At 62.9% G+C, this 22,379-nt stretch carries 18 protein-coding genes and 1 pseudogene; 8 read left to right on the top strand and 11 right to left on the bottom strand.

Going from position 1 to position 22,379, the window contains the following annotated elements; translation table 11 throughout:
• Positions 1-2: 2 nt before the first annotated feature.
• Positions 3-3,290 carry a GH36-type glycosyl hydrolase domain-containing protein gene (locus A7X77_RS20100; protein WP_064684602.1) on the bottom strand — a complete coding sequence of 1,096 codons (3,288 nt, stop codon included), beginning with the start codon at positions 3,288-3,290 and terminating at the stop codon, positions 3-5.
• Between the two features lie 504 nt (positions 3,291-3,794).
• Here A7X77_RS20100 and A7X77_RS20095 point away from each other — a divergent pair.
• Positions 3,795-5,816, top strand: coding sequence for a beta-N-acetylhexosaminidase (locus A7X77_RS20095; RefSeq protein ID WP_064684601.1), 2,022 nt, complete (start codon positions 3,795-3,797; stop codon positions 5,814-5,816).
• 9 nt (positions 5,817-5,825) lie between these two features.
• Here the strand turns inward: A7X77_RS20095 and A7X77_RS20090 are convergent, their stop codons facing one another.
• Positions 5,826-6,566: a helix-turn-helix domain-containing protein gene (locus A7X77_RS20090; protein ID WP_064684600.1), complete on the bottom strand. Its 741-nt coding sequence runs from the start codon at positions 6,564-6,566 to the stop codon at positions 5,826-5,828.
• 276 nt (positions 6,567-6,842) lie between these two features.
• Between A7X77_RS20090 and A7X77_RS20085 the strand changes: the two genes are divergently transcribed.
• Entirely contained in the window at positions 6,843-7,757 is a 915-nt protein-coding gene (locus A7X77_RS20085) for a DMT family transporter (protein ID WP_064684599.1), read from the top strand.
• A gap of 14 nt (positions 7,758-7,771) precedes the next feature.
• On the opposite strand, the gene A7X77_RS20080 is transcribed toward A7X77_RS20085, so the two are convergent.
• From A7X77_RS20080 to A7X77_RS20060, 5 genes are all read right to left on the bottom strand, one after another.
• On the bottom strand, positions 7,772-8,974 hold the full coding sequence (locus A7X77_RS20080; RefSeq protein ID WP_064684598.1) for an ROK family transcriptional regulator: 1,203 nt from the start codon (positions 8,972-8,974) through the stop codon (positions 7,772-7,774).
• A gap of 78 nt (positions 8,975-9,052) precedes the next feature.
• A complete protein-coding gene (locus A7X77_RS20075; RefSeq protein WP_064684717.1) occupies positions 9,053-10,273 on the bottom strand; it encodes an MFS transporter in 1,221 nt (406 codons plus the stop codon).
• A gap of 180 nt (positions 10,274-10,453) precedes the next feature.
• Entirely contained in the window at positions 10,454-11,230 is a 777-nt protein-coding gene (locus A7X77_RS20070) for an SDR family oxidoreductase (protein WP_064684597.1), read from the bottom strand.
• 24 nt (positions 11,231-11,254) lie between these two features.
• A complete protein-coding gene (locus A7X77_RS20065; protein ID WP_064684596.1) occupies positions 11,255-12,118 on the bottom strand; it encodes a MurR/RpiR family transcriptional regulator in 864 nt (287 codons plus the stop codon).
• A 22-nt stretch (positions 12,119-12,140) separates the two neighbouring features.
• The gene (locus tag A7X77_RS20060) at positions 12,141-12,530 is read right to left on the bottom strand and encodes a RidA family protein (protein WP_064684595.1); all 390 of its coding nucleotides are present in this window, start codon (positions 12,528-12,530) and stop codon (positions 12,141-12,143) included.
• Between the two features lie 111 nt (positions 12,531-12,641).
• Between A7X77_RS20060 and A7X77_RS20055 the strand changes: the two genes are divergently transcribed.
• From A7X77_RS20055 to A7X77_RS20030, 5 genes are all read left to right on the top strand, one after another.
• Entirely contained in the window at positions 12,642-13,124 is a 483-nt protein-coding gene (locus tag A7X77_RS20055; protein WP_064684594.1) for a hypothetical protein, read from the top strand.
• A 29-nt stretch (positions 13,125-13,153) separates the two neighbouring features.
• On the top strand, positions 13,154-14,629 hold the full coding sequence (locus A7X77_RS20050) for a M81 family metallopeptidase (RefSeq protein WP_064684716.1): 1,476 nt from the start codon (positions 13,154-13,156) through the stop codon (positions 14,627-14,629).
• The gene (locus A7X77_RS20045) at positions 14,630-15,730 is read left to right on the top strand and encodes a D-TA family PLP-dependent enzyme (RefSeq protein ID WP_064684593.1); all 1,101 of its coding nucleotides are present in this window, start codon (positions 14,630-14,632) and stop codon (positions 15,728-15,730) included. It begins immediately after the preceding gene.
• A gap of 761 nt (positions 15,731-16,491) precedes the next feature.
• The gene (locus A7X77_RS20035; RefSeq protein WP_064684715.1) at positions 16,492-16,839 is read left to right on the top strand and encodes an ArsR/SmtB family transcription factor; all 348 of its coding nucleotides are present in this window, start codon (positions 16,492-16,494) and stop codon (positions 16,837-16,839) included.
• Positions 16,832-17,335: an SRPBCC family protein gene (locus A7X77_RS20030; protein ID WP_064684591.1), complete on the top strand. Its 504-nt coding sequence runs from the start codon at positions 16,832-16,834 to the stop codon at positions 17,333-17,335. The genes A7X77_RS20035 and A7X77_RS20030 overlap by 8 nt, the downstream gene beginning before the upstream one ends.
• A gap of 73 nt (positions 17,336-17,408) precedes the next feature.
• On the opposite strand, the gene A7X77_RS20025 is transcribed toward A7X77_RS20030, so the two are convergent.
• The 3 genes and pseudogenes from A7X77_RS20025 to A7X77_RS20015 form a co-directional block, all read right to left on the bottom strand.
• Positions 17,409-18,143, bottom strand: coding sequence for a phosphotransferase enzyme family protein (locus tag A7X77_RS20025; RefSeq protein WP_064684590.1), 735 nt, complete (start codon positions 18,141-18,143; stop codon positions 17,409-17,411).
• Between the two features lie 95 nt (positions 18,144-18,238).
• Positions 18,239-18,843: pseudogene (locus A7X77_RS20020) on the bottom strand (ABC transporter ATP-binding protein); the annotation flags it as partial.
• Between the two features lie 130 nt (positions 18,844-18,973).
• Positions 18,974-19,960: an MBL fold metallo-hydrolase gene (locus tag A7X77_RS20015; RefSeq protein WP_064684589.1), complete on the bottom strand. Its 987-nt coding sequence runs from the start codon at positions 19,958-19,960 to the stop codon at positions 18,974-18,976.
• A 134-nt stretch (positions 19,961-20,094) separates the two neighbouring features.
• On the opposite strand from A7X77_RS20015, the gene A7X77_RS20010 reads away from it, so the two are divergent.
• Positions 20,095-20,991 (top strand): LysR family transcriptional regulator, encoded by an 897-nt coding sequence (locus A7X77_RS20010; RefSeq protein WP_064684588.1) that lies wholly within the window; start codon positions 20,095-20,097, stop codon positions 20,989-20,991.
• Between the two features lie 231 nt (positions 20,992-21,222).
• On the opposite strand, the gene A7X77_RS20005 is transcribed toward A7X77_RS20010, so the two are convergent.
• Positions 21,223-22,356 carry an ABC transporter ATP-binding protein gene (locus A7X77_RS20005; protein ID WP_064684587.1) on the bottom strand — a complete coding sequence of 378 codons (1,134 nt, stop codon included), beginning with the start codon at positions 22,354-22,356 and terminating at the stop codon, positions 21,223-21,225.
• Positions 22,357-22,379: the final 23 nt, after the last annotated feature.

The raw sequence follows: 22,379 nt of genomic DNA, 5'->3' as shown, positions 1-22,379 counted from the left end.
TTTCAAATTTGCGGCTTCGGTTTCATCAACCGCCGCCAGGCGGCATGATCCGTCCTGAGATCGAGGGTGGCGTGCGCCGCCGGCAGCAGCGGTTTGCGGCTGCGCCGGCCGAAGCGTCGTTTGAATCCGAGAATATTTTCGACGAAGCTCCTGGTGTAGAGGCCCGGCCCGCTTGAATAGATGCGCCATCCGCCGTCGACGGCGATCTTGCCCGCCTTGACGCGCGCCCAATCATCCGCGGCCTGATAGCGATCAGGGAAGGCCGCGTCGCTGCTGCTGAAATAGGTATTGCGCTGGCGCAGCGATGCCTGCGGCAAGGCCGCGGTGACGGCGATCGGATTGACGACGGCGATCGCCTTCCAGAGCGCGTCCGCCGCGCCGTCCAGGGCAAGCGTTTCGCAATAACGCAGATGCGCATGCACATACATCAGGCCGATCTCGCGGCCGAAGAAGGAGGAGGATTCGGCCCGACGGAACAGCGTTTCAGGCCCGCCGGCGTAGGTTGCGGGCTTTTCCATCAGCCGCACGCCGTCGGGGAAAAGCAGATGCTCCTCGATCAGCCGCATGTGATCGCGTCGCTGCGCCGGGGTGAACAGCTTGCCGAGCATCGCCTGCGTCATCGCGATCAGCGAGAAGGAGAGGCCGGTGCGCGTGTCGCTCGGATGCAGCAGCAATTCGACGCCGTCATGGGCCGGATCGAAAATGCCATAGCCGGCGACGACGCCGTCCCGCACGAGATGGCGGTTGAAATCCCGGCGCATCGCCATTGCGATCTTCCTCAGGGCCCTGGCTTTCTCGCCAAGCCCGAGACGGCGCAGGATGGCGGAATAACGAACGATCTGCTCGTAGAGCAAGGCGACGGTCCAGCTGCTGACCATCCAGTCGCGCAGATGCGGATCGGCCGGCTGCAGAGAATCGTTCCAGTCGCCCTCGCCATAACGGATCAGATGGCTTCCCGGGATGAAGCGTTCGCGGACGGTATCGAGCAGCTTCTCGACATGGATGGCGATGGCGTCGGCCTTGGGCGCCTTCTGCATGGACTTTTCATCGCGCCAGGACACCTTTTCGTCGAGAATGGCGAGATCGCCGGTCGCTTCGATATAGTCGCACAGCGCCTTCAACGGCCAGACGATGATATCGCCGTGGCAGTCGCCTGCCCGGATGTTGGCATAGGGCTCCAGCATGAACCATTGCGGCCAGTCGCCTTTTTCCAGGTACTGTTCGCTGAAGACGGTTTTCAGCACTTGCTTGGCCTCGCGGTCATGCTCATAGGCGAGCAGGAATTCGATCGGCCCCTGGCAGGCGTCGCGCGTGCCCCAGGCCGCTCCCGTATATTGCTCCAGTCCATGCGGCACGCTCAGATGCACGATGGCGTCATGGGCGAGCCAGGGCAGGAGGGTCGCCTGGGCGGCAAGATCGGGCGAAGCGCTGTCGATCCGCATGCAGCGCACGGCGTTGCGCCAGAATGTTGATGCCGGCGCGAGCATGGCTTCCTCGCTGACGCCGGCCTCATACCGTTGCGCCAGCCGCTCGGCCTCTTCAGCATCGGTCATCGAGCCGACGACGGCAAAGGAGAGGGCCTGCGTCGCCCGGGATCGCAGGGCCACGAAAGCGCCGTTGCGCGCAAGGCCATCGGCATAGAGCAGCTCGTCGCCGCCGATCTCGTCGATGGCATCGGGCGTCGAACTCACCAGCCAATAGACGGCATCGGGGTAACGCCCGCCCCAGAGCCAGGCGGGGTCGGGCCGGAAGGACACGCGTTTGCGCGAGGGGCCGAAGTCGATCTGCCCGCCGGCGTCATATTCGCGCTCGCCGAGCACGACATGACCGAAGACCAGGAAGCGGCACGGCTTGCCCTCGACCGAGAGGCTCCATTGCATCGCCGCATCCTCGCCGGAGGCGACGGCCGTCACGATAATCGTGTGCTCCGGGCATTGATAGATCCAGCGGCAGTCGCTCAAACCCATCTCGAAAGCCGACGGCACCGCCAGAAGCTGCCAGCCCGCGCCGACATCCGCCATGATGCGCAGTCCGCTGGCGCGCGTCAGATTGTAGGGATCGCGCGAGACGGAAAAGAGCTTGTGAAAAGATGTGTTGCCGATCGTCAGCTGCGCGGCGAATATCCCCTGCATCCAGCAGGTGGCGGCGAGAGTGGCGTCATCCAGCAGCATGTTCTGGCCGCTTCGGACGATCGCGCCGTGGCGCCGCGCGACGACGAGTTCCTTGTCGCGCAGCACGACGTGGCGGTTGAGCGCACCGTCCGGCACGAAAAAGGAAAGCAGTTTTCCGTGGCCGCGCTCTTCCAGGCTCCGCTCGGGATAGAGCCGGCCGATCGTCCTTTTATCGAGCGTCTCGACTTTCAGCAGAGGAGCGTCCTGGAGCAGGCTGCGAACCGGTGCTGCTGCCTTCGGACGAGCGGCCGCATCGTCCGGCACCTCGATGCCGTCGAGACGCGAAAGATCGGCATCGCTCGACGCTTCGGGATGATCGGCGGCGAACAGGGCAAAGAACGTCGCCGTCGCGCCATCTGGTGTGACCAAAAGCGCTCTCGATTGAAGGGCAGGGCAGGCGGTCTCCTGCTGCCGCCGTTCGCTCGGCAGCGGCGTGTCGAAGGCGCCGACCAGCAGGTCGTCGAGCCGGCCCTTTGCCTGCACCAGCTGGATCGCATCGGTGGCATAGGCAACAGCCCCGTCGAGGCAGCCTTGCGCGAGCCAGGGATTGCGGCCGCCCGACTGTTTGAGGTTTTGCCGGTTTATCACGACGAAGCCATAGGCCTTGTGGTCGGCAATGTGGTGGTCGACATATTGCGAGGCATAGGCCTCGCTGTTCATCAGAAAGCCGCGATCGCCGAGGCCGACATCCTGGATCAGCACCAGATCCACCGGCAGCGTTCCCTCTCTCAGATGCCGGATCGAGGCACGCCAGAACCATGCCGTTTCGGAGGGGTGAATCGCGAGGCGCACGTCGTAGGCGATATCGCCTGTCTTGCCGCTCCAGGAGAAGCTCGTCGCATCATAGGCGAAGCTGCCATCGGCACGGGGGCCGACGATCTCGACGACATCGGGGCGAGCGCCGCCGACGCGCAGATAAAGGCGGCCAATGCCGCCGATGAGCGGCGAGCCCTGGATCTGGTTGATCTGCACCGATCCCTTGTCGTCGGCATAGTCGATGGCAAACAGCGTCCCATTCGGCAGCGCCGATATCGACAGGCCGGAACCGTTGCTGATCACAAAGAGGCCAAGCTCTTCGCGTCGGGGCATTTGCAAGCTGCGCGTCCGGTTGGGGGCCATGGAGATCTCGTCGATGGGTGCCAGAGGGGAATCAGGGAGTGGTGCAAAAAGATTGAGAGAAATCTTACCCGTGATCCGAGGACGGACAACCCGTCACAAACGGGCTCAGACAATCTTACTGGCTTCATAAGACACCAAGGCGCCATTTTATCATCGACGCAATCGAGCCTGGCCGGAAAGGGTCAGGCTCGGGGTTCGAATATGGTCTGGGCCTTCTATGCGCCCGGCTCCCTCAATCGTTACACGATGGGGACGAGCCGATTTTTCCCAAATTGCGACACCTGCCGTCGCCTCCGCCATCTCGCCAGCAAGTGGCTTGCCCGCGGCCCGATGCCGGAAACAGGCGCGGACGTCAGCAGCAGAAATTCCCCATCGCCGATTGACGCCTCGGCGAAAACCCGACTATCAATATTAAATCAATTTGATTGACTTCACCGCCATGCCGATCCCGGCGCCTATGCCGGAACGCTCAAAAACCTGGTTTTCCCTCAAGGAAGAGTGACGATGTCGAAACCGCGACCGAACGCCCTGCGGCTTGAAACCCTTTGGAACCCGCCCGCCGACGGCAAGGAATTCTCCTACGTCCTGCGCCTCAAGAACCTCGGCAGCGAACCGCTTTCGAATTTTTCCCTCTGCGTCAGCGGCCCGGGGCGCGTCGATCCCGTCGGGCGCGTCGAAGGCGCGACCGTTTCGCAACGGCTTTCGAATTTCACCGAATTCCAGCCGCCGGCCGGTTTCGTGCTCGGCGCCGGCGAGACCTGGACAATCTCCGTCTATGCGCTGAGCTGGCAGTTCCGCCACTGGACGGACGGCGCGACGAGCGCCTATCTCGCGCTTTCCGATGGCAGCACCATCGTGCTCGACGTCGAGCCGACGCGCTCTTCGGTCAGCAACGCGGCCCTGAAGCGCGGCGCCGAGATCTATCCGGTTCCTGCCAACGCGCCCGTTCAGATATCGGTCATCCCCTGGCCGAACCATGTGGCGGTCTCCTCCCGCCGTCCGCTGCCGGCCGGTTTTGCGCCGCAGGCGCAGAGCGCCGAGGGGCAGGCGGCGGCGAAAGGCTTCGCAGCGCTGGTCGACCATCTCTTCGCCGTCGAAGGCATTGTGCGCACCGAGGCGGAAGGCGCGGTCCCGGTTATTCTGAAGGATGTTGCCGGCTTCGGCCCCGAAGCCTACCGGCTGAGCTTCAACGACGAGACCCTGACTGTTGAGGCAAGCAGCCGCACCGGCTTTCTCTACGGCCTCGTGACACTCGGCCAGATCTGGCGCGGCGCCAGGCTGCATCCCGGCGTCTTCCAGTTTCCTGGAGCCGGGGAGATCGTCGACGAACCGGCAATGGGCTGGCGCGGCCTGCATCTCGACGTCGCCCGCCAATTCTATGCCGCCGCCGAGGTCAAGAAGCTGCTGGCGGTGCTGGCCTGGAACAAGCTCAATCGCTTCCACTGGCACCTTTCCGACGACGAGGCCTGGCGCGTCGAGATCGACGCCTATCCCGCTCTGACCGAGATCGGCGCCTGGCGCGGCCACGGCCTTGCCATGCCGCCGCTGCTGGGCTCAAGTCCGGCGCGGACGGGCGGTTACTACAGCAAAGCCGTCATCCGCGAGATCGTCGCCCAGGCGAAAAGCTTCGGCATCGAAATCGTGCCGGAGATCGATATGCCCGGCCATTGCTACGCCATGCAGCAGGCGATACCGGAGCTGCGCGATCCGGCCGAGAAGGGCAGCTACTACTCCGTCCAGGGCTTTCCCGACAATTGCATCAATCCGGCCCGCGAGCAGACCTACGAGATCGTCGAGACCATTCTTTCGGAACTGATCGAGCTCTTTCCGTTCAAGACCATCCATCTCGGCGCCGACGAGGTGCCGCTCGGGGCGTGGTCCGGCTCGCCGACCGCGTTGGAACGCCTGCGCGCCGTCGCCGGCGATGCGGTTGCCGATGCCCATGCCAAGCGGCTGAACGTCGTCACCAACACGCATGGCGCCGACGATATTCACGGCTCGGGCGCGGCGATCCTGCAGGCGGAGTTCCTGGAGCGCGTGCAGCGTTTCCTAGCGAGCAAGGGCTGCATCACCGGCGGCTGGGAAGAGGCGGCCCATGGCGACGTCATCGACAAGGAGAAGAGCTATCTCTGCAGCTGGCGCAATGTAGAGGTTTCGGCCGATCTCGCCGAACGCGGCTACCAAATGGTCGTCTGCCCCGGCCAAGTCTATTACCTCGACATGGCGCTGAGGCCCGATTGGGATGAACCGGGCGCCAGCTGGGCAGGGAACTCGGATGCGGAAAAGCTCTACAACTTCGATCCGCTCAGTGGCTGGACGGCGGCGCAGAAGCAGCAGCTGCTCGGCATCCAGGCCTGCATCTGGTCGGAACCGATGACCGACCGCGCCGTCTTCGACCGCCTCGTCTTCCCGCGCATCTCAGGACTTGCCGAAACCGGCTGGACGAAGCCGCCCTCCAAGTCCTGGGAGCGCTTCAAGGCGCTCGCCGGGCTGATGCCGCTGCTTTACGGGCTGCAGCAGTCGTAAGGCTCGCCTTCACCGCCGCTGGCGGTAAGCAGAGGGTGTGACGCCTGTGCCCAGCTTGAAGGCCCGTGTCAGGTGGCTCTGGCTGCTGAAGCCGCAGGCCGATGCTATCTGCGCGATCGGCTCCATGCCCGATAACATCGATTTGGCGCGCTCGACACGCCGGTGCGCCACCCAGCCGTGCGGCGATACACCAAAGCTTGCCCGGAACATCCGCTGAAAATGAAAGGCGCTGAGCTGCCCGATCTCCGCCAGATCCTGCAGGCGGATTGTCTCGCCAAGATGGGCCTCGATATAGTCCAGCGTTCGGTGGCGCACATGCGGCGCGAGCCCGCCGCTGATCGCGCGGGCCCGCATGCCTCCATACCGCGGATCAACGAAGAAATCGTTGATCGTCTGCATCATCGCTTCCTCAGCCAGCAGATAACCACCCGCCGACATCGCTTTCGTCATCTGCCAAAGCGCCCGCGCCAAGACGGGTGCATCCGCGAAGGTCACTTCGGGAAGCACCATCATCCTGGAATCGCGGTCAAACGTCTCTGCAAACATCCGGCGCATCTGGTCGTCCGGAACATAGAGATGGACGAATTCGAAGGGATCGGCGATTTCCCATTCGGACGAGTGCCCCTGTGGCATGACGCACAAAGCGCCGGGCCGGCCTCGCGCAGCGGGGCTGCCATCCAGACGGCGCGTTCCGGCGCCACCGTTGAGATAAAGGCTGAACGTATGTCCGTCCGGCTGCTCATAGCTCATCCTGTCGTTGCCATTGCTCCAGAGGGCAGCTGATCGCCCGAACCCCAGATCGATGGACTGTGACACCCGGGCAGAGGGAGATGCGGACAAAAAGCTGTAAACCGAGAGGCGGCTGTCTTTCACCTATTCTTCCCCACACGTGCGACGTCCTGCGAACAATACCGGTGGACGGCCCGCGTGGCGAGCTGGAAGTCCGGGGCAAGGAATTTCGCCGCAAGAATATGCAAGAGACCGGCTCACGGTTGATCTATGTCGTGGAGAAAAGAGGATCACTCCATGGCAAATGCCGTTCTTTTCATCGCGACCGTCCTCATATGGGGGACGACCTGGATCGCCATTGCAATGCAGGTCGGTCCCGTGCCGGTCCTGGTCTCGGTCTTTTACAGATTTGCGCTGGCAGCGGTGATCCTCGTCGCCATCCTTGCCGTCATGCGCCGGCTCAAGCTTCCTGCCTTGCGCGATCAACCTTTCATCCTGGCGCAGGCGCTCTGCCTGTTCAGCCTCAATTTCATCTGTTTCTACAACGCCGCCGCCTCGATTCCATCAGGGCTGATCTCGGTGATCTTCTCGCTCGCGACGATCTACAATGCCGTCAATGCGCGGCTCTTCTTCGGCGACCGCATTACAGGCCGCACGCTCATCGCCGCGGCACTCGGCGCAACCGGCCTTCTCCTGCTGTTCGGAGAGGAGGTTGTCGTCGATTTCGATATGGGCACGTTGAAAGGGATCGGGCTCGCAGCGCTCGGCACGCTGTTCTTCTCGCTCGGCAACATGGCATCGCGCCGCAACAGCGCGGCCGGAATCTCACCGCTGACCGCCAATGCCTGGGGCATGACCTATGGCACGATCGTCCTCCTCGTCCTGATTGCCGTGACGCAGACGTCGATCGTGGCACCATCAGGCATCACCTATCTTGCCGCGCTGCTCTATCTCTCGGCGATCGGATCGGTGATCGGTTTCACCACCTACCTGATGCTGGTGTCCCGCATCGGCTCCTCACGCGCGGCCTATGCCACCGTGCTGTTTCCGATCGTCGCCCTGTCGCTGTCGACGGTGTTCGAGGGCTACCACTGGAGCGGCCTCGGCCTGATCGGCCTGGCGCTGACGCTGCTCGGGAACGTGATCATCTTTGCGCCCCCTCTCGCCCGCCGCCCGCGGCAACCAGGTGCGACCCTGCCGGCACGCGGCTGACGGACCGGCGAGAGCTAGCTGACCGGCTTCTGCAGCACGTCGAAGCGAGGATTGGTTTCGGAAAAGATCGGCAGGGCCGCGGCGCCGAGGATCGCGGTATCCTTGCCGGTCATGCCGATCATGACGCGGGGCACGCCGTCCTTCCGGCCTGGGTCGATCGGATCGTGCAGCGGCTCAAGCCGCTCGGCAAGGCGCTGCATCAACGAGCTCGGGATGCTGCCACCCAGCACGATGGTCTCAGGATCGAAGGCGAGCTCGAGGAAATCGAGGATCTGGCGCAGCGGCTGGACGGCCTGGTCGAGCCAGGCGTCCAGACCTTCGCCGCCTCTGGCGATCAGCGCATCGAGCTCGTCGGGCGAAAGCTCCCCCGCATTAGCAATCCCCATGGATTCATAGGCGACGGACGCCGAGATGTAGCGATCGAGGCAACCGCGTTTGCCGCAGCTGCAGATCCTGCCATGCGGCTCGACGATGACATGCCCGATCTCGCCGGCATTGTTGCGGCTGCCCTTGTAGAGATGGCCGTCGAGGAACATGCCGGCGCCGATGCCGCCGCCGCCGGCCAGAAACAGATAGACGAAACTGGCGAGGCCGCGGGCAACACCGTGAAGCCGCTCGCCGATCGCGGCTGCCGTCGCATCGTTCTCGACCAGCACCGGCACGCTGAGCCGCTGCTCCAGCTCGGGGCCGACGGGAAATCCCTGCCAGCCGGGCAGGCTATGGGGGCTGAGAGAGGTGGTGCCGCCCTCGCCATAGCGGCCGGGCAGGGCGATGCCGACGCCGAGCAGCCGCCCCTGGTCGAAGGCGAAGGCTTGCTTGAGATGCTCGACGATGGAGTGGAGGATCGGCATCGCCCGCTGCGGATCGGGGTGTTCGACCTGGCGGTCGACGCGCGCACAGACGGCGCCGGAGAGATCCGTCAGCACGCCGCTCGCCCGCTGGCGGCCAAGCTCGAGGCCGATCGAATAGGCCCCGGCCGGATTGATCGAATAGGGGATGATCGGCTGGCCGCGCGCCAGCTTCTGCGCCTCGGCGGCGACGAGCAGATGCGACCTCTCCAGCTCCTCGACGATGTTCGACACCGTCTGCGGCGTCAGCGCCGTCATCCGGGCGATCGCCGCCCGCGACAGGGAACCGTGCGTGCGGATCAACTCGATCACCACCCGCCGATTGTGAGACTTGGCCTGCTCGAGATTCGTGCCGGAGATCGCCTTCATATCGCCTTCAGAGGATAAGCCTCACCACCCTTGTCACAAGACGGGTAGCGATGAAAGCCAGATTTTTCGTCCGGCTTACTAAACCTCGGCGTCCGCAAGGGCAACGGCATTGCGCCGCTGCAGCAGCCCGAGGAGGGTGATGCCCGACAGGCCGGTGACAGCGCTCAGAATGGCGGTTCCGGAATAACCGGTGACCCACGTGCCGGCGGCAAAGACCAGCGCGCCAATGCCCGCACTCGCAAAGATATTGACGGAGATCAGCGCGCTGCCGAGCCCCGGCCGGTCGGCAATCAGGTCCTGCAGATAGGTGATCGGAATGCTGATGATCGCCGCAGCACCAATGCCGGCAAGCAGCGTCAGCGCATAGAGGTGCCATGGCGCGGAGGCAAAGCCGAGCAGGCCGAGAAACAGCGCGTAGATGATGGTGCCGGCGGCCAGCGCCGTCATCTGCCCCGCCTGCCGCGCGATCCGTGACCAGACGATGATGAAGATCACCTCCAGAAGCGCGACGATACCGACAAGAATGCCGACGTCGCTGAGCCGGCCATGGGCTGCGCCGGTGGCGATCAGCGGCAGAAGGGCGTCGTTCAGATGCAGCGTGCTGGTGATCAGCGCCACACCTGCGATATGCGCCGAAATCCGCGGCGAAACCACCTGCCTGAGCGCCCCGAGATAGGTGAGATGGTGAACCGCCGCCATTTCCGTTCCGACCTGCTTCGGCAGGGCGAAGAGGATGATGCCCTGGCATAAAAGGCACGAGATGGCGGCGAAGAGATAGGCCGGCAGCATGCTCGACGCTCCCGAGAGGACAAGGCCTGTGATACCGGGGATCAGCACCCAGGAGAGCGAGATCATCGCCCGCACGCCCGAGTTGGCCGTCACCATGTCATTCCGGCTCATGCCCTGCATTGCCTCGCGCGCATTGGCAAAAAGCAGCGAGTTCAGCGCCCCGTAGATCGGCATCGGCAGCAGCGCACTGACGATGAAGGTGGCCGCACTCGGAAACGCATAGACCATGCCGTAGCCGACAATGCCGAAGAGACAGGCGCCGATCATCGCCGAACGGTATTCGCCGAGCCGGTCGGCAAGATTGCCGAGCAGAACGCTGATGACCACATTCACCGCCGCCGAGGCGAAGCTCAGGAATGAATAGAGGCCGTCGCTCAAGCCCAGTTCGCGGATGCCGACGATCGAACGATAGGGCGCGGTCATCGCCCCCGCCATGCCGAAGGTGAAAATGGCGATCATGCTGGCGCGGATCGCCGGATTGCGGAAGACATCGGGAAAGAGGCGGCTCATGAGATCATCAAATCGAAAGGGAAATCGGCAGGCGCGGCCGCGGCGGGCAGTCCCGAAGGTCATGTCATGCTAAAGCGTGCGCCTTAGTCCTTGTTTCTCGCATGTCGTTGTCGCAAAACCGCTGCACATTTTTGCGCGACATGCTTTGTCATATCTGCTCAGAGATCGGAGCGCCTGATATCAATAGTGCTCCGATTGCGAGAAGGTCCGCGCCAGCTCTGCCTGGCCTGCCGTCAGGCCGCAATCGACGGGCAGGCAGACTCCGGTGATGGCGGCGGCAAGCGGGCCGGCGAGGAAGCCGACGGCATTGGCGACATCGCAGGGATCGACGACGCGCTGCAGCGGATACCAGCGGCGCGCCTCCTCGAAGACGTTGGGATTGGCGGCGGCGCGCGCCTCCCAGGCCTGCGTCTTCACCGTGCCGGGCGCCACCGCATTCGAGCGGATGCCGAACTTGCCGTATTCCACGGCGACCAGTCGGGTGAAATGCAGAAGCCCGGCTTTGGCGGCGCTATAGGCCGGGTGCCCGAAGACATGCATGCCGTTGACCGAGGCGATGTTGACGACGGAGCCTTTCGAAACCTTCAGCATCGGCTCGAAGGCGCGGAAGCACAGGAAGGACGCTTCGAGATTGAGCGCATTGTCCGCCCGCCAGATCTCCGGCGTCGTGTCGTGCAGGCTGGTCGCCCGCGCCGCACCGGCATTGTTGACGAGGGTTCGAACCACGCCGATATCAGCGGCGCGTTTTGCCAGTTCCGATATGCTCGTCTCGCTGGTCACATCGCAGCCGACGGCGACGAAACGGCCGGCCGGACCGAGCTTGGAAGCAACGGCGGCCGCAGCCGCGGCATCAATATCGGCGAGCAGGACGACGTCGTGATCATCGGCAAGCCGCGCGGCGATCGCAACACCGATGTCGCCCGCCGCACCGGTAACGATGGCTATCGACTGGGTCATTTTCCGTCGCCCCCATTCATGAGTTCAATCTCCAAGCAATTGCCGGTCGTCGCCATCGCGGTGGATGACGAGCTGCTGCTTGATGCGCCGAAGCGTGGTCGTCGCCTTCGGCTGAACGGCATAGGCGACCAGGCTGGAGAGAATATCGACGGTGGCGATGTAGGCGATGCGCGTCGAGGTCGGGCGATAGATATTGTTGCCCTCGGGAAGGTCGATCGGCACGACGATTTCCGCCGCTTTGGCAACCGGGCTTTCCGCCTGGGTCAGCGCGATCGTCTTCACCTTGGTGTCGCGGGCAAGCTCGAAGGCCCGCACCAGCTCCATATTCCGCCCCGAGAAGGACGAGCCGATCAGCACGTCGCCCGGCCGGGCCGCCGCCGCCATCATCAGCTGCATGCTGTGATCGGAACTGGCGGTGATGCGAAGGCCCAGACGGAAGAGGCGGTTCTGCAGCTCGTCGGCGATCATCGACGAATTGCCGCCGGAGCCGAAGGCGTAGATCATGTCAGCCTTGGCGATATGGGCAACGGCCGCTTCGATCGCAGCAAGATCGAGCGAGCGATGCAGGAGAAACAGCGCGTTCTGGGCCTTTGTGATGATATCCTGGGCGACATCGGCCGGATCAGTGCTTTTCGACTCCGGCTTGAGATAACGTACGCCGATATGGGCGGTGCGGGCGAGCTGCACCTTGAAATCGGAAAAGCTCTCGCAGCCGAGCCGCCGGCAGAAGCGGGTGACGGTCGGCGGCGAGACCTCGGCCCGTTCGGCGAGCTCGATGATCGAGGCGTTCACCGCAAACTCGAAATCGTTGACGATGATCTCCGCAATGCGGTTTTCCGAAGGAGAAAGCCGGCTCTTATCTTCCTGCAATGTCGAAAAGATATCCAAACCGACTCCCACCGATTTTTCGCTATGCGTCCTTCTTCTTATAGGCCACGCAGTCGATCTCAACCTTGCAATCGACCATCATCGACGATTGCACACAGGCGCGTGCCGGCGGATGCTCGCCGAAATACTCCTGATAGATCTTGTTGAAGGTCCAGAAGTCGCGCGGATCGTCGAGCCAGACGCCGACGCGCACGACGTCCTCGACTCCGTAGCCGGCCTCATCGAGAATCTCCAGCACATTCGCGATCGTCTTGTGGGTCTGGGCGATGATGTTGCCGTCGATGATTTCGCCGTCTTCCATCGCAACCTGGCCGGAAACATAGAGCCAGCCATCGGCCTCGACCGCACGCGCGAATGGCAGCGTCTTGCCGCCGGCGCCCGTTTGAACCGTGCCATAGCGCTTGATGGGCATGCTGAAGTCCTTGCAAATTATTTTCTTGATACGTTGACAAATGACCATAGAAAGCAGAATTTGACCAGTGAAAAACGCCATTTATGAAAAGAATTTCAATCCGGGGCGAACATGCGCGATCCCTTTCAGAACCCTTTCCCCACCGACGCTGCCCGGCACGCCATTTGGGAAATGCTCGTTTCCCGCGATATTGATGCTTTTCTCGCCGCCGACTGGTCGCTGGTCGAGGATGATTTCGTCGAAGAAGGCTTCATCGGCATCGACGGGCGCAAGGAGGTGAACCCCGACAACTGGCGGCTCGCCTTTCCCTCGCTCGCGGCCTATCGCGAGGAGTGGCTGAGGCAGGCAAGAGATTTTGCCGAGCAGAGCTTCGCGGAAGATCCGCGCACGGCGATCTTCACCACGACGACGCTCGAAGACATCGAGATCGAAGGCGAGACAGCGCTGGTCCGCAAGAAATTCGATGGCGGCATCACCAAGGCCGACGGCACCCGCGACGTCCTGCAATGGCAGACGCTCTATTATTGCAGGCTGCACGAGGGACGCTGGAAAATCTCAGGTTTCACCGGCTACCTGCCGAACCCGATGGGGTGAAGCGGGGCCGCAACACGAAGGCCACTTTCTTGCGCATTTTCACGGCAGCACTGGCGACCGAGACCAACACCTTCTCCCCGATCTGCGTGGATCGCCGCGCATTTGAAGCCTCGCTTTATGCCCCGCCCGGCCAGCACCCCGAGACGCCGACGCTCTGCACCGCGCCGATCACCGTCGGAAGGCGCGTCGCCAGGGAAAAGGGCTGGGAGCTAATCGAGGGCACCGCCACCTGGGCTGATCCCGCAGGCCTCGTCAACCGGACGACCTATGAGGAACTGCGCGACGAAATCCTCGGGCAGCTCAGCGCGGCCATGCCTGTTGATGCCGTCGTCATGGGCCTGCACGGCGCCATGGTCGCAGCCGGATATGAGGATACGGAAGGCGACCTTCTCCAGCGCATGCGCGAAATCGCAGGGCCCGACGTCCTGATCTGCGCCGAACTCGATCCGCATAGCCATCTCACCGCCAAACGCGTCTCGGCGCTTAATTTCGCCGTCTATTTCAAGGAATTCCCGCATACGGACTTCGTCGACCGGGCCGAGGATCTCTGGCGCATTGCGGTCGACACGCTGGAAGGCCGGGTCAAGCCCCGCATGTCGATGTTCGACTGCCGCATGATCGACGTCTTCCCCACCTCGCGCGAGCCGATGCGTTCCTTCGTCGACAAGATCATGCGGATCGAGAAGGATGACCCCGAGATCCTGTCGATCTCGGTGATCCACGGCTTCATGGTGGGCGATGTTCCCGAAATGGGAACGAAGCTGCTCGTCGTCACCGACAACAAGCCGGAGAAGGGCGCCGCCCTGGCGCGTGAGCTCGGTCTCGAACTCTTTTCCAAGCGCGGCACCTTCATGGTGCCGCAGATCGACGAGAAGGAAGCGGTTTCCCGCGCCATCGCCGCCACCGCATGGCCCGTCGTTATCGCCGATGTCTGGGACAATCCGGGCGGCGGCACGGCCGGCGATGCGACTGTCATCCTCGCCGAGCTCATGGCCAGCGGCGTCAGGAATGCGGCGATCGGCACCATCTGGGATCCGATGGCCGTGCAGATCTGCTTTGCGGCGGGCGAGGGGGCGGAGATTCCGCTGCGCTTCGGCGCCAAGTCGGCGCCCGGCACCGGCAACCCCATCGACGGCACAGTCAAGGTTGTCAGGCTGGTTAGGAACGCCGAAATGCAGTTCGGCGAGAGCCTGGCGCCCTTCGGCGATGCCGCCCATATCGTGCTCGACGGCATCGATATCATCCTCAATTCGACGCGCGCCCAGAGCTTCGACCCGAGTCTCTTTTCGGTGATGGGCATCGATCCGACCAAGCAGAAGATCCTGGTGATCAAATCCACCAATCATTTCTTCGCGTCCTTCTCGAAGATCGCCGCGGAAATCCTTTACTGCTCCGCCGGAACGCCTTATCCCAATAACCCGGCGACGACGCCCTACCGGCGGGCGCCGAAAACCATCTGGCCGATCGTGGCCGATCCACATGGGACAGAACGCGGAGCCGCCTAAATGCAAGATGCCAGCTTCGCCGTCGTTGCCAAGGCCGGTGACAGGATCGCCGATCTCTCGACGCCGCGTCCTGTCATCGACGAGGACCGGCTGGCTGCAAACATAACCCGCGTTCAATCCTATATGGACGAGCACGGCCTGAACTTCCGCCCGCATATCAAGACGCACAAGATCCCGGCGCTCGCCGTCGCCCAGCTCGCGGCCGGCGCCAAGGGCATCAATTGCCAGAAGGTCACGGAAGCCGAGGTCTTTGCCGAAGCCGGTTTCGGCGACATCCTGATCACCTTCAACATTCTCGGCCAGCAGAAGCTCGAGCGCCTGGCCAGGCTGAACGAGAAAATCCCGGCCCTGAAAGTCGTCGCCGATAGCGAAGTGACGGTCGACGGGCTCGCCGCCCATTTTTCCGGCCATAAGCCGCTGACGGTGCTTGTGGAATGCGATACCGGCGCCGGCCGCTGCGGCGTGCAGACGCCGGAGGAGGCCGCCTCGCTCGCCAAGCGCATCGCCGCCGCCGACGGCCTCACCTTCGGCGGCATCGTCACCTATCCGAAGCCACGATCGGCCGCCGCCGTGGAAGCCTTCATCGCCGAGACGCTGCAACGCCTACAAGCCGACGGCATAGACTGCCCGACCGTCAGCAACGGCGGAACGCCGAGCCTGTTCGAGGCGCATCTGGTCCCATCCGCCACCGAACACCGCGCCGGCACCTATATCTACAACGACCGCCAGATGGTGCGCATGGGCCATTGCACCGAGGACGATTGCGCCATGCATGTGCTGGCAACCGTCGTCTCACGGCCAACCCCCGACCGCGCCGTCATCGATGCCGGCTCGAAAGCCCTGACCTCGGATCTCCAGGGTTTCAGCGATTACGGCCTGATCGTCGGTTATCCCGAAGCACGCATCACCAGCCTGTCGGAAGAACACGGCGTGATCGATCTGTCGAACTGCACCGGCCCCCGGCCGCAGATCGGCGAAAAGCTCTTCATCATCCCGAACCATACCTGCGTGGTGTCCAATCTGTTCGATACGATGGTCTTTCACCGGGGTGGCGTGGTGACCCGCGTCGAAGAGGTCGCGGCACGCGGACTTGTCTGGTAGGGGGCGGCTGCGGTTGAGGGCGAGATGAGCTTGATCGCCCAAGGCCTCGGTATCAGCAAGGCGTATCAGAACACGTGCGCGGCGGATGCCTTCTTGCGCCAATAGCGGACATAGACTCTACGGGGCGAGAGTCTGCTTTGGGGCCGTAAACGAACTGTCTGCTTTCAGATTCCGCTCGACGATAAGCGGACGTTCCCAGATCACCACCTGGTTGCGAAACTTAACTCAGAGTGTATTAAAATTTGCGGCACGGTCAAGATCGTTGGCCAATCCTATACTCGTGCCCGTCCTACAGCTTCACCGTATTGATCTCGGAGTACGTGGCCGCGTCCTCAATTGAAGCAACGATCTTGTCGATCCAAGCATCCGAATATGTGTAGTCCTTATGTGCCGGATGATAGATACAAAATTCTTTGTCCGTGTTCGCTGGCTGCGCCGACTTTGCTTTCGGCCTCACTTTGAAATACCGCATGATCTTTTGATGCGTATTTACGTGCCCGACAAATCGGGCCGCTTGAAGCTGAAAAACCCCACCTATGCTCCATTGCGTAAGAGACAAGCTGACCGGCTGCTTGCAGGCGTCCGACCAAGTTGCGAGTTGCCAGAGTGGCCGGAATAGAGGCGCGTAGCTGCCGAGGCACTTCTGCTGTCCAGACGATTTTGCCGCCGCCGCGGTGCATAGCCCCGAATGACCGTTCTACTGCAACGAAATTTCGAAGCGCTTGCGCTTCCTGCGCAAGCAGGTTAAAACACTGAACTACATGGTTCAGTATTTGGATCCTCCCCTCGATCTCTCGTTCGCGGCGCTGTCCGATGCGACCCGCCGCGGGATCATCGAGCAACTTGGGCGAGGGGACGCGTCGATCACCAGTCTCGCGGAGAAATTCCAGATGACGTTGACCGGCATGAAGAAGCACGTCCAGGTTCTCGAGCGGGCCGGGCTCGTCGTCACGCAGAAGGTCGGACGGGTGAGAACCTGCAAGCTTGGGAAACGCGGCCTCAAGGCGGAGGCCGAGTGGATCGAGGCGCATCGCAAGCTCTTCGAGGCCCGCTTCGAAGCATTGGACGAAATCATCAGCGAGATGAAACAGGAGGGAAGCGATGACTGAACAAGTTGACGATGCAGGTGGTGCGCAGAACCGCACGTCGGTCGAGCGCAAAGGGGATCGCGAACTGGTGGTAACGCGCACATTCGATGCGCCGCCGAGCACGGTTTACAGAGCGTGGAGCCAGCCCGAGCTGTTCCAGCGCTGGTGGGTGCCGAAATCAGTATCCGGCATTTCGCTCGTATCGTGCGATATGGACGTCCGTACCGGCGGCAAATATCGGCTGGAATTCGGCGCCGGCGGTTCGGACACCATGGCCTTCTACGGCAAGTATCTCGAGGTGGTGCCGAACGAGCGCATCGTCTGGACGAATGACGAGGGCGAAGAGGGCGCGATCACGACTGTGACCTTCGAGGACCAAGGCGGGAAGACGCTGCTGATTTTCCACGAAGTCTATCCGTCCAAGGAGGCGCTTGAGGAAGCACTGCAGGGCTCAGCGGCCGCATTGCCGGAGCAACTGGAACAGCTAGACGACTTGCTTTCCGGCAGGGGCGCGTAGCGCGCGGTCGGGAACATGCGGTCGCCGGAGGTCCCGACATCGATGCGGCCGCTCATCGATCCGCCGAAACTCGTCAGACCGCTCGAACTTCGGCGAGCCGCTTGACGGCGTACTCGTCCTGCCAGCAGACGGCGGCTTCCCATGCGGCGAACGCTTGCGCGGCGATATCGTGCGCTTCGTCGTCGAGACCGGCAGCGTTGCCGGGCAGCGCCAGGTCGAGGTCGGGAACGTCGACGTGTGACTCGTCCCAGGCGATCAACGCGACTCGATCGGCGGTCATGCGGATGTTGCCAGGGCTATTGGGGTTGCCGTGGACAACGCATCTCTGACGTCCGATGAGCTGCGCCCACGCGGCTCGACACCGAATAACGCCCTCAGGCGGCATCGCGGCAAGGTCGATCCTCGTTCCAGTTTCGACGTGAAGAAGGTCGATCGACGATCGCCAGCCTGGGCGCTGCGGCCAGCCCTGTGTCAACCGATGCAGCTCGCGGAGCGTGTCGGCCACGCGACACCAGTCGGACTCCGTCTCGGGCGGTCCGCCCTCCATGTATTTCATCACCACCAGACCGTTCGCGAACAGCCGGCCGTCGGTCGTCGGGATCGGCACTGGAACGTGCATGCCTTCACTGTCGAGATATTGGATGAGCTCGGCTTCCCATGCGAGATCGGCGTCGGTTCTGTAGCCGAGACGACCGACCGCGGTCTGCCCGTGGACGCGAACGCTCCACACGTCATTGGCAACTCCACCCGTCAGCCGTTCGATGCGAACCGCGTCTTCACCCCATTGCCGAAGTGCTTCCCATCCCATTGGCGATACCCTTGGCGGCGATGATTAAATTGACGGAAGAGGGTGTCATGTCGCCCCCTACGGGACTCCTGGTGGAACGAACCGAGCCAGTCGGTTCAAGCCGCCGTAGGATTGATCACGTTCATATCGATTTCCGTCAGTTCCACGCGCCGCTCAAAGGCGACGCCCGCTTCGTCGAAGAGATGGCAATCGGCGGCATTGATGCCGGTTGTCACAGGTGCGTCGGGGCGGATGCCGACGCTGCCGGGCAACATAGCGCAAAAATTCTCGGCCTCGCCGTTGAGTGAGGCATAGGCGACCGTATTAGCGCCGAGCCGTTCGATGACCGCCGGCGTCACGGTAAAGACGATGTCGCCGCCGTTCAGCTGGATATGCTCCGGGCGGATGCCGAGCGTCAGGGTCTTGCCGGCCATGCAATCTGTCCCTTGTAATCCACTTCGACACCGTCGGCGCTGACGCCCTTGCAGGTCACCGGCAGGAAATTCATCTTCGGATTGCCGATGAAGCCGGCGACGAACTGGTTGGCGGGCTTGTGATAAAGCTCGAGCGGCGCGCCGGTCTGCGAGATGTCGCCGGCGTCGAGCACGACGATGCGGTCGGCTATCGTCATGGCTTCGACCTGGTCATACGTGACATAGATCATCGTCGCCTTCAGCTGCCGGTGTAGCTTGGCAAGCTCGATGCGCATGTCGGCGCGCAGCCGCGTCAGGTCGCGGCCCGCGCCTTTGTCTGGTAGGAGCCGGTTCCGGTTGAGGGCGAAAATCGCCTGTTCGCGACCCGGCGGCGGAGGCCATCACGGCGACGACTACCCTTGCGACCCGGATCAGACCTCAGTTCTGCAAACCCCAGTCCGCGACCTGCCAGCGCATCTGCCCACGGTCGGCGACGACACGGCCGAGCCCTGGGAAGGGCATGTGCGTGGCGGCGATGAGGGCGCCTTCCGAAGCGGCGCGAGGAAAGAACCGGTCGCGCATCGCCTTAGCCGCGACAGGATCCTGCTCGAACAGGAAGAACACATCGGTCGCCCCAGGATGCACCACGGGAAAGATCATATCCGAAACCATGATGAGGCTCTGTCCGCCATCCTCGACCCGCACGCCGATATGGCCGGGTGTATGGCCGGTCAGGTCGACGATCGAGACGCCCGGCACGATTTCTCGCTCTCCATCGATCGCCTGAAGTCTCGGGTAAAGGCGCACGACCTCGTCGGCCATCTTGAAACTGGTCTGCAGATAATCGGGCGCGCCGTTGCGCTTGGCCGGATCGGTCCAATGGGCGACGTCGCGCCGATCTATATAGAGTTCCGCGTTGGGATAGTTGTTCTTGCCTCCGAGAATCAGGCCGCCCATGTGGTCCTGATGCATATGCGTCACGATCACGGCGTCGATCTGGTCTCGCTGCAGGCCGAGCGCGGCGAGCGCCTGCGGCAATCGGCCGGTTTGCCCGATCGAGCCTGCCGCACCGGCATCGATCAGGATGCGGCGTTCGCCATCCTCGACCAGATATTGGTTGAAGAGGAAGCGCACCCCGGTGGCGCGAGCGGTGAACTGCGCGACTGCCGCCTGTTCAACCTCCGCCGCGGTGCGCCCTGGAAAATAATCATAGGGCATATCCGCATAGCCATCCGTCAACGCCGTCACCGTGAAACGGCCGATACGGATCTGCGCGAGCGGCGTAACACTGACCGGCGCTTTTCCGGTATCCTGTGTGGCGGCAAGCGCAGACGCGCCTTCAATCATTCCTCCGCCGAGGAGGCTGCCCCCGAGCAAGCCGAGAGGGAGAGCACTTGCAAAGGCACGACGCGAAAGTTTGGGCATGACGTCCTTCCTGATCATTTGGGATATGGGGAACCGGGCAGCGCCCTTGAACGAAGGTGAAGCTATGACATCCACAAACAGTAGGGTATCCTGCCATTTTGAGAACTTTCCTCCCAGATTGCGGAAGGATTTGGATGGACCGTTTTGACGCGATGACGGTACTGCTGGCGGTGGTCGACGCCGGCAGCCTTTCTGCCGGGGCGCGGCGACTGCATGCACCGCTTGCCACGGTCAGCCGTAAGGTGGCAGATCTTGAAAAGCATCTCGGCGTGCCCTTGGTGCTGCGCACTCGCCGGGGCCTCTCGCTGACCGAGGAGGGGCGCGCCTTCGTCGCCGCCTCGCGGCGTATCCTTGATGAGCTGGATGCGGCGGAGCGGCAGGCAAGCGGCGACCATGGCACGCTGCGTGGCGGGCTCCATGTGACCGCACCTGTTGCTTTCGGCGAGCGTCATCTGCTGCCAATCGCGCTGGGATTTTTGAAGAAGCAACCCAATATCAATCTGCGCCTGACGCTGGTTGATCGGCAGATCAATCTGGCGGACGAGCAGGTTGACGTGGCTCTTAGAATTGGCCACCTGACCGACAGTGCACTGATCGCAACGCGCGTCGGCAGTGTCCGCCGGGTGATCTGCGCCAGCCCCGACTATCTCGCCCGCCGGGGCGTCCCGCGTCGGCCGGAAGATCTTGTCAGACATGACGGCATCAGCTTCCAAGGCTTTGCGACCGCGCCGGAATGGCGCTATCGCCGGGACGGTCCGGCCTTCACCATCGAGCCGCGCCCGAAACTCGCGGTCAACACGACGGAGGCGGCCATCCAGGCTGCAATGGCCGGTATCGGCATTATCCGCGTACTGTCTTACCAGATTTCCGATCAGTTGCGCTCCGGCGCTCTGCAGGAATTGCTGACGGAGTTCGCGCCGGAACCGCTGCCGGTGAACGTTCTGCATGGACCAGCATATCCCCTGTCGCTGAAGGTGCGCTGCTTCCTCGACTGGATCGTGCCGCGCCTACGCGCCCAGCTGGCGGACTAAAGCGCTCGTCGCCCGGACGCGTCTCGGTTGATGACAGCAGGCGCATCGGCCCGAATGAGGGCGCGGCTGGCCTTTCCTAGCGCGCCACGTGTCGGCGTTATCGAAAGAGCTGAACAAGCGGCGCAATCCAGCCATACTACCGAAGTCCGCAACCGGCCGAGTCCGGCCCGTGGTAGCCAACACCGAGGGGTCATTTCGGCCAGGCCGAACCGCCGCCGCCGAACCAGCCGCTCAAGCCGCCGTAGGATTGATCACGTTCATATCGATTTCCGTCAGTTCCACGCGCCGCTCAAACGCAATGCCCACCTCGTCGAACAGATGGCAGTCGGCGGCATTGATGCCGGTGGCAACGGGCGCATCGGCGCGGATGCCGACGCTGCCGGGCAGCATGGCGCAGAAATTCTCACCCTCGCCGTTGAGCGAGGCATAGGCGACGGTATTAGCGCCGAGCCGTTCGATGACCGTCGGCGTCACGGTGAAGACGATATCGCCGCCGTTCAGCTGGATATGCTCCGGGCGGATGCCGAGCGTCAGGGTCTTGCCTGATATGCCGTCGCGCGGCGTCACCGGCAGAACGGCGGTCTGGCCGAGATAATCGACTTCGACGCCGGCGGCGCTGACGCCCTTGCAGGTCACCGGCAGGAAATTCATTTTCGGGTTGCCGATGAAGCCGGCGACGAACTGGTTGGCGGGCTTGTGATAAAGCTCCAGCGGCGCGCCGGTCTGCGAGATATTGCCGGCGTCGAGCACGACGATGCGGTCGGCCATCGTCATGGCTTCGACCTGGTCGTGCGTGACATAGATCATCGTCGCCTTCAGCTGCCGGTGCAGCTTGGCAAGCTCGATGCGCATATCGGCGCGCAGCGCGGCGTCGAGGTTGGAGAGCGGCTCGTCGAACAGGAAGATCTTCGGTTCGCGCACGATGGCACGGCCGATCGCGACGCGCTGGCGCTGGCCACCGGACAGCATGCCGGGCTTCTGCTGCAGCCGCTGGTCGAGATGCAGGATGCGGGCCGCATTCTCGACCTTGGCCTTGAGCTTTGCCTCTTCCATCTTCTCGACGCGAAGCGGGAAGGCGATATTCTCGAAGACAGTCATATGCGGATAGAGCGCGTAGGACTGGAACACCATGGCGATGCCGCGCTTGACCGGCGGCAGGTCGTTGACCCTGACGCCGTCGATGACGATGTCACCCGCGGTCGTCGCGTCGAGACCGGCGATCATGCGCAGGAGCGTGGACTTGCCGCAGCCCGACGGGCCAACGAAGACGACAAACTCGCCATTCCGAACTTCGAGCTGCACGCCCTTCAGAACTTCGTAGTCGCCATAGAATTTCTGAACATCGTTGAGAAGGAGCTGTCCCAAAAATCTGTCTCCGCCGGCGGCCT

The sequence above is a fragment of the Rhizobium bangladeshense genome (assembly GCF_001662075.1).
Lineage (GTDB): Bacteria > Pseudomonadota > Alphaproteobacteria > Rhizobiales > Rhizobiaceae > Rhizobium > Rhizobium bangladeshense_B.
Note: the sequence above shows the minus strand (reverse complement) of the source record. Positions and strands in the feature narration are given on the sequence as shown.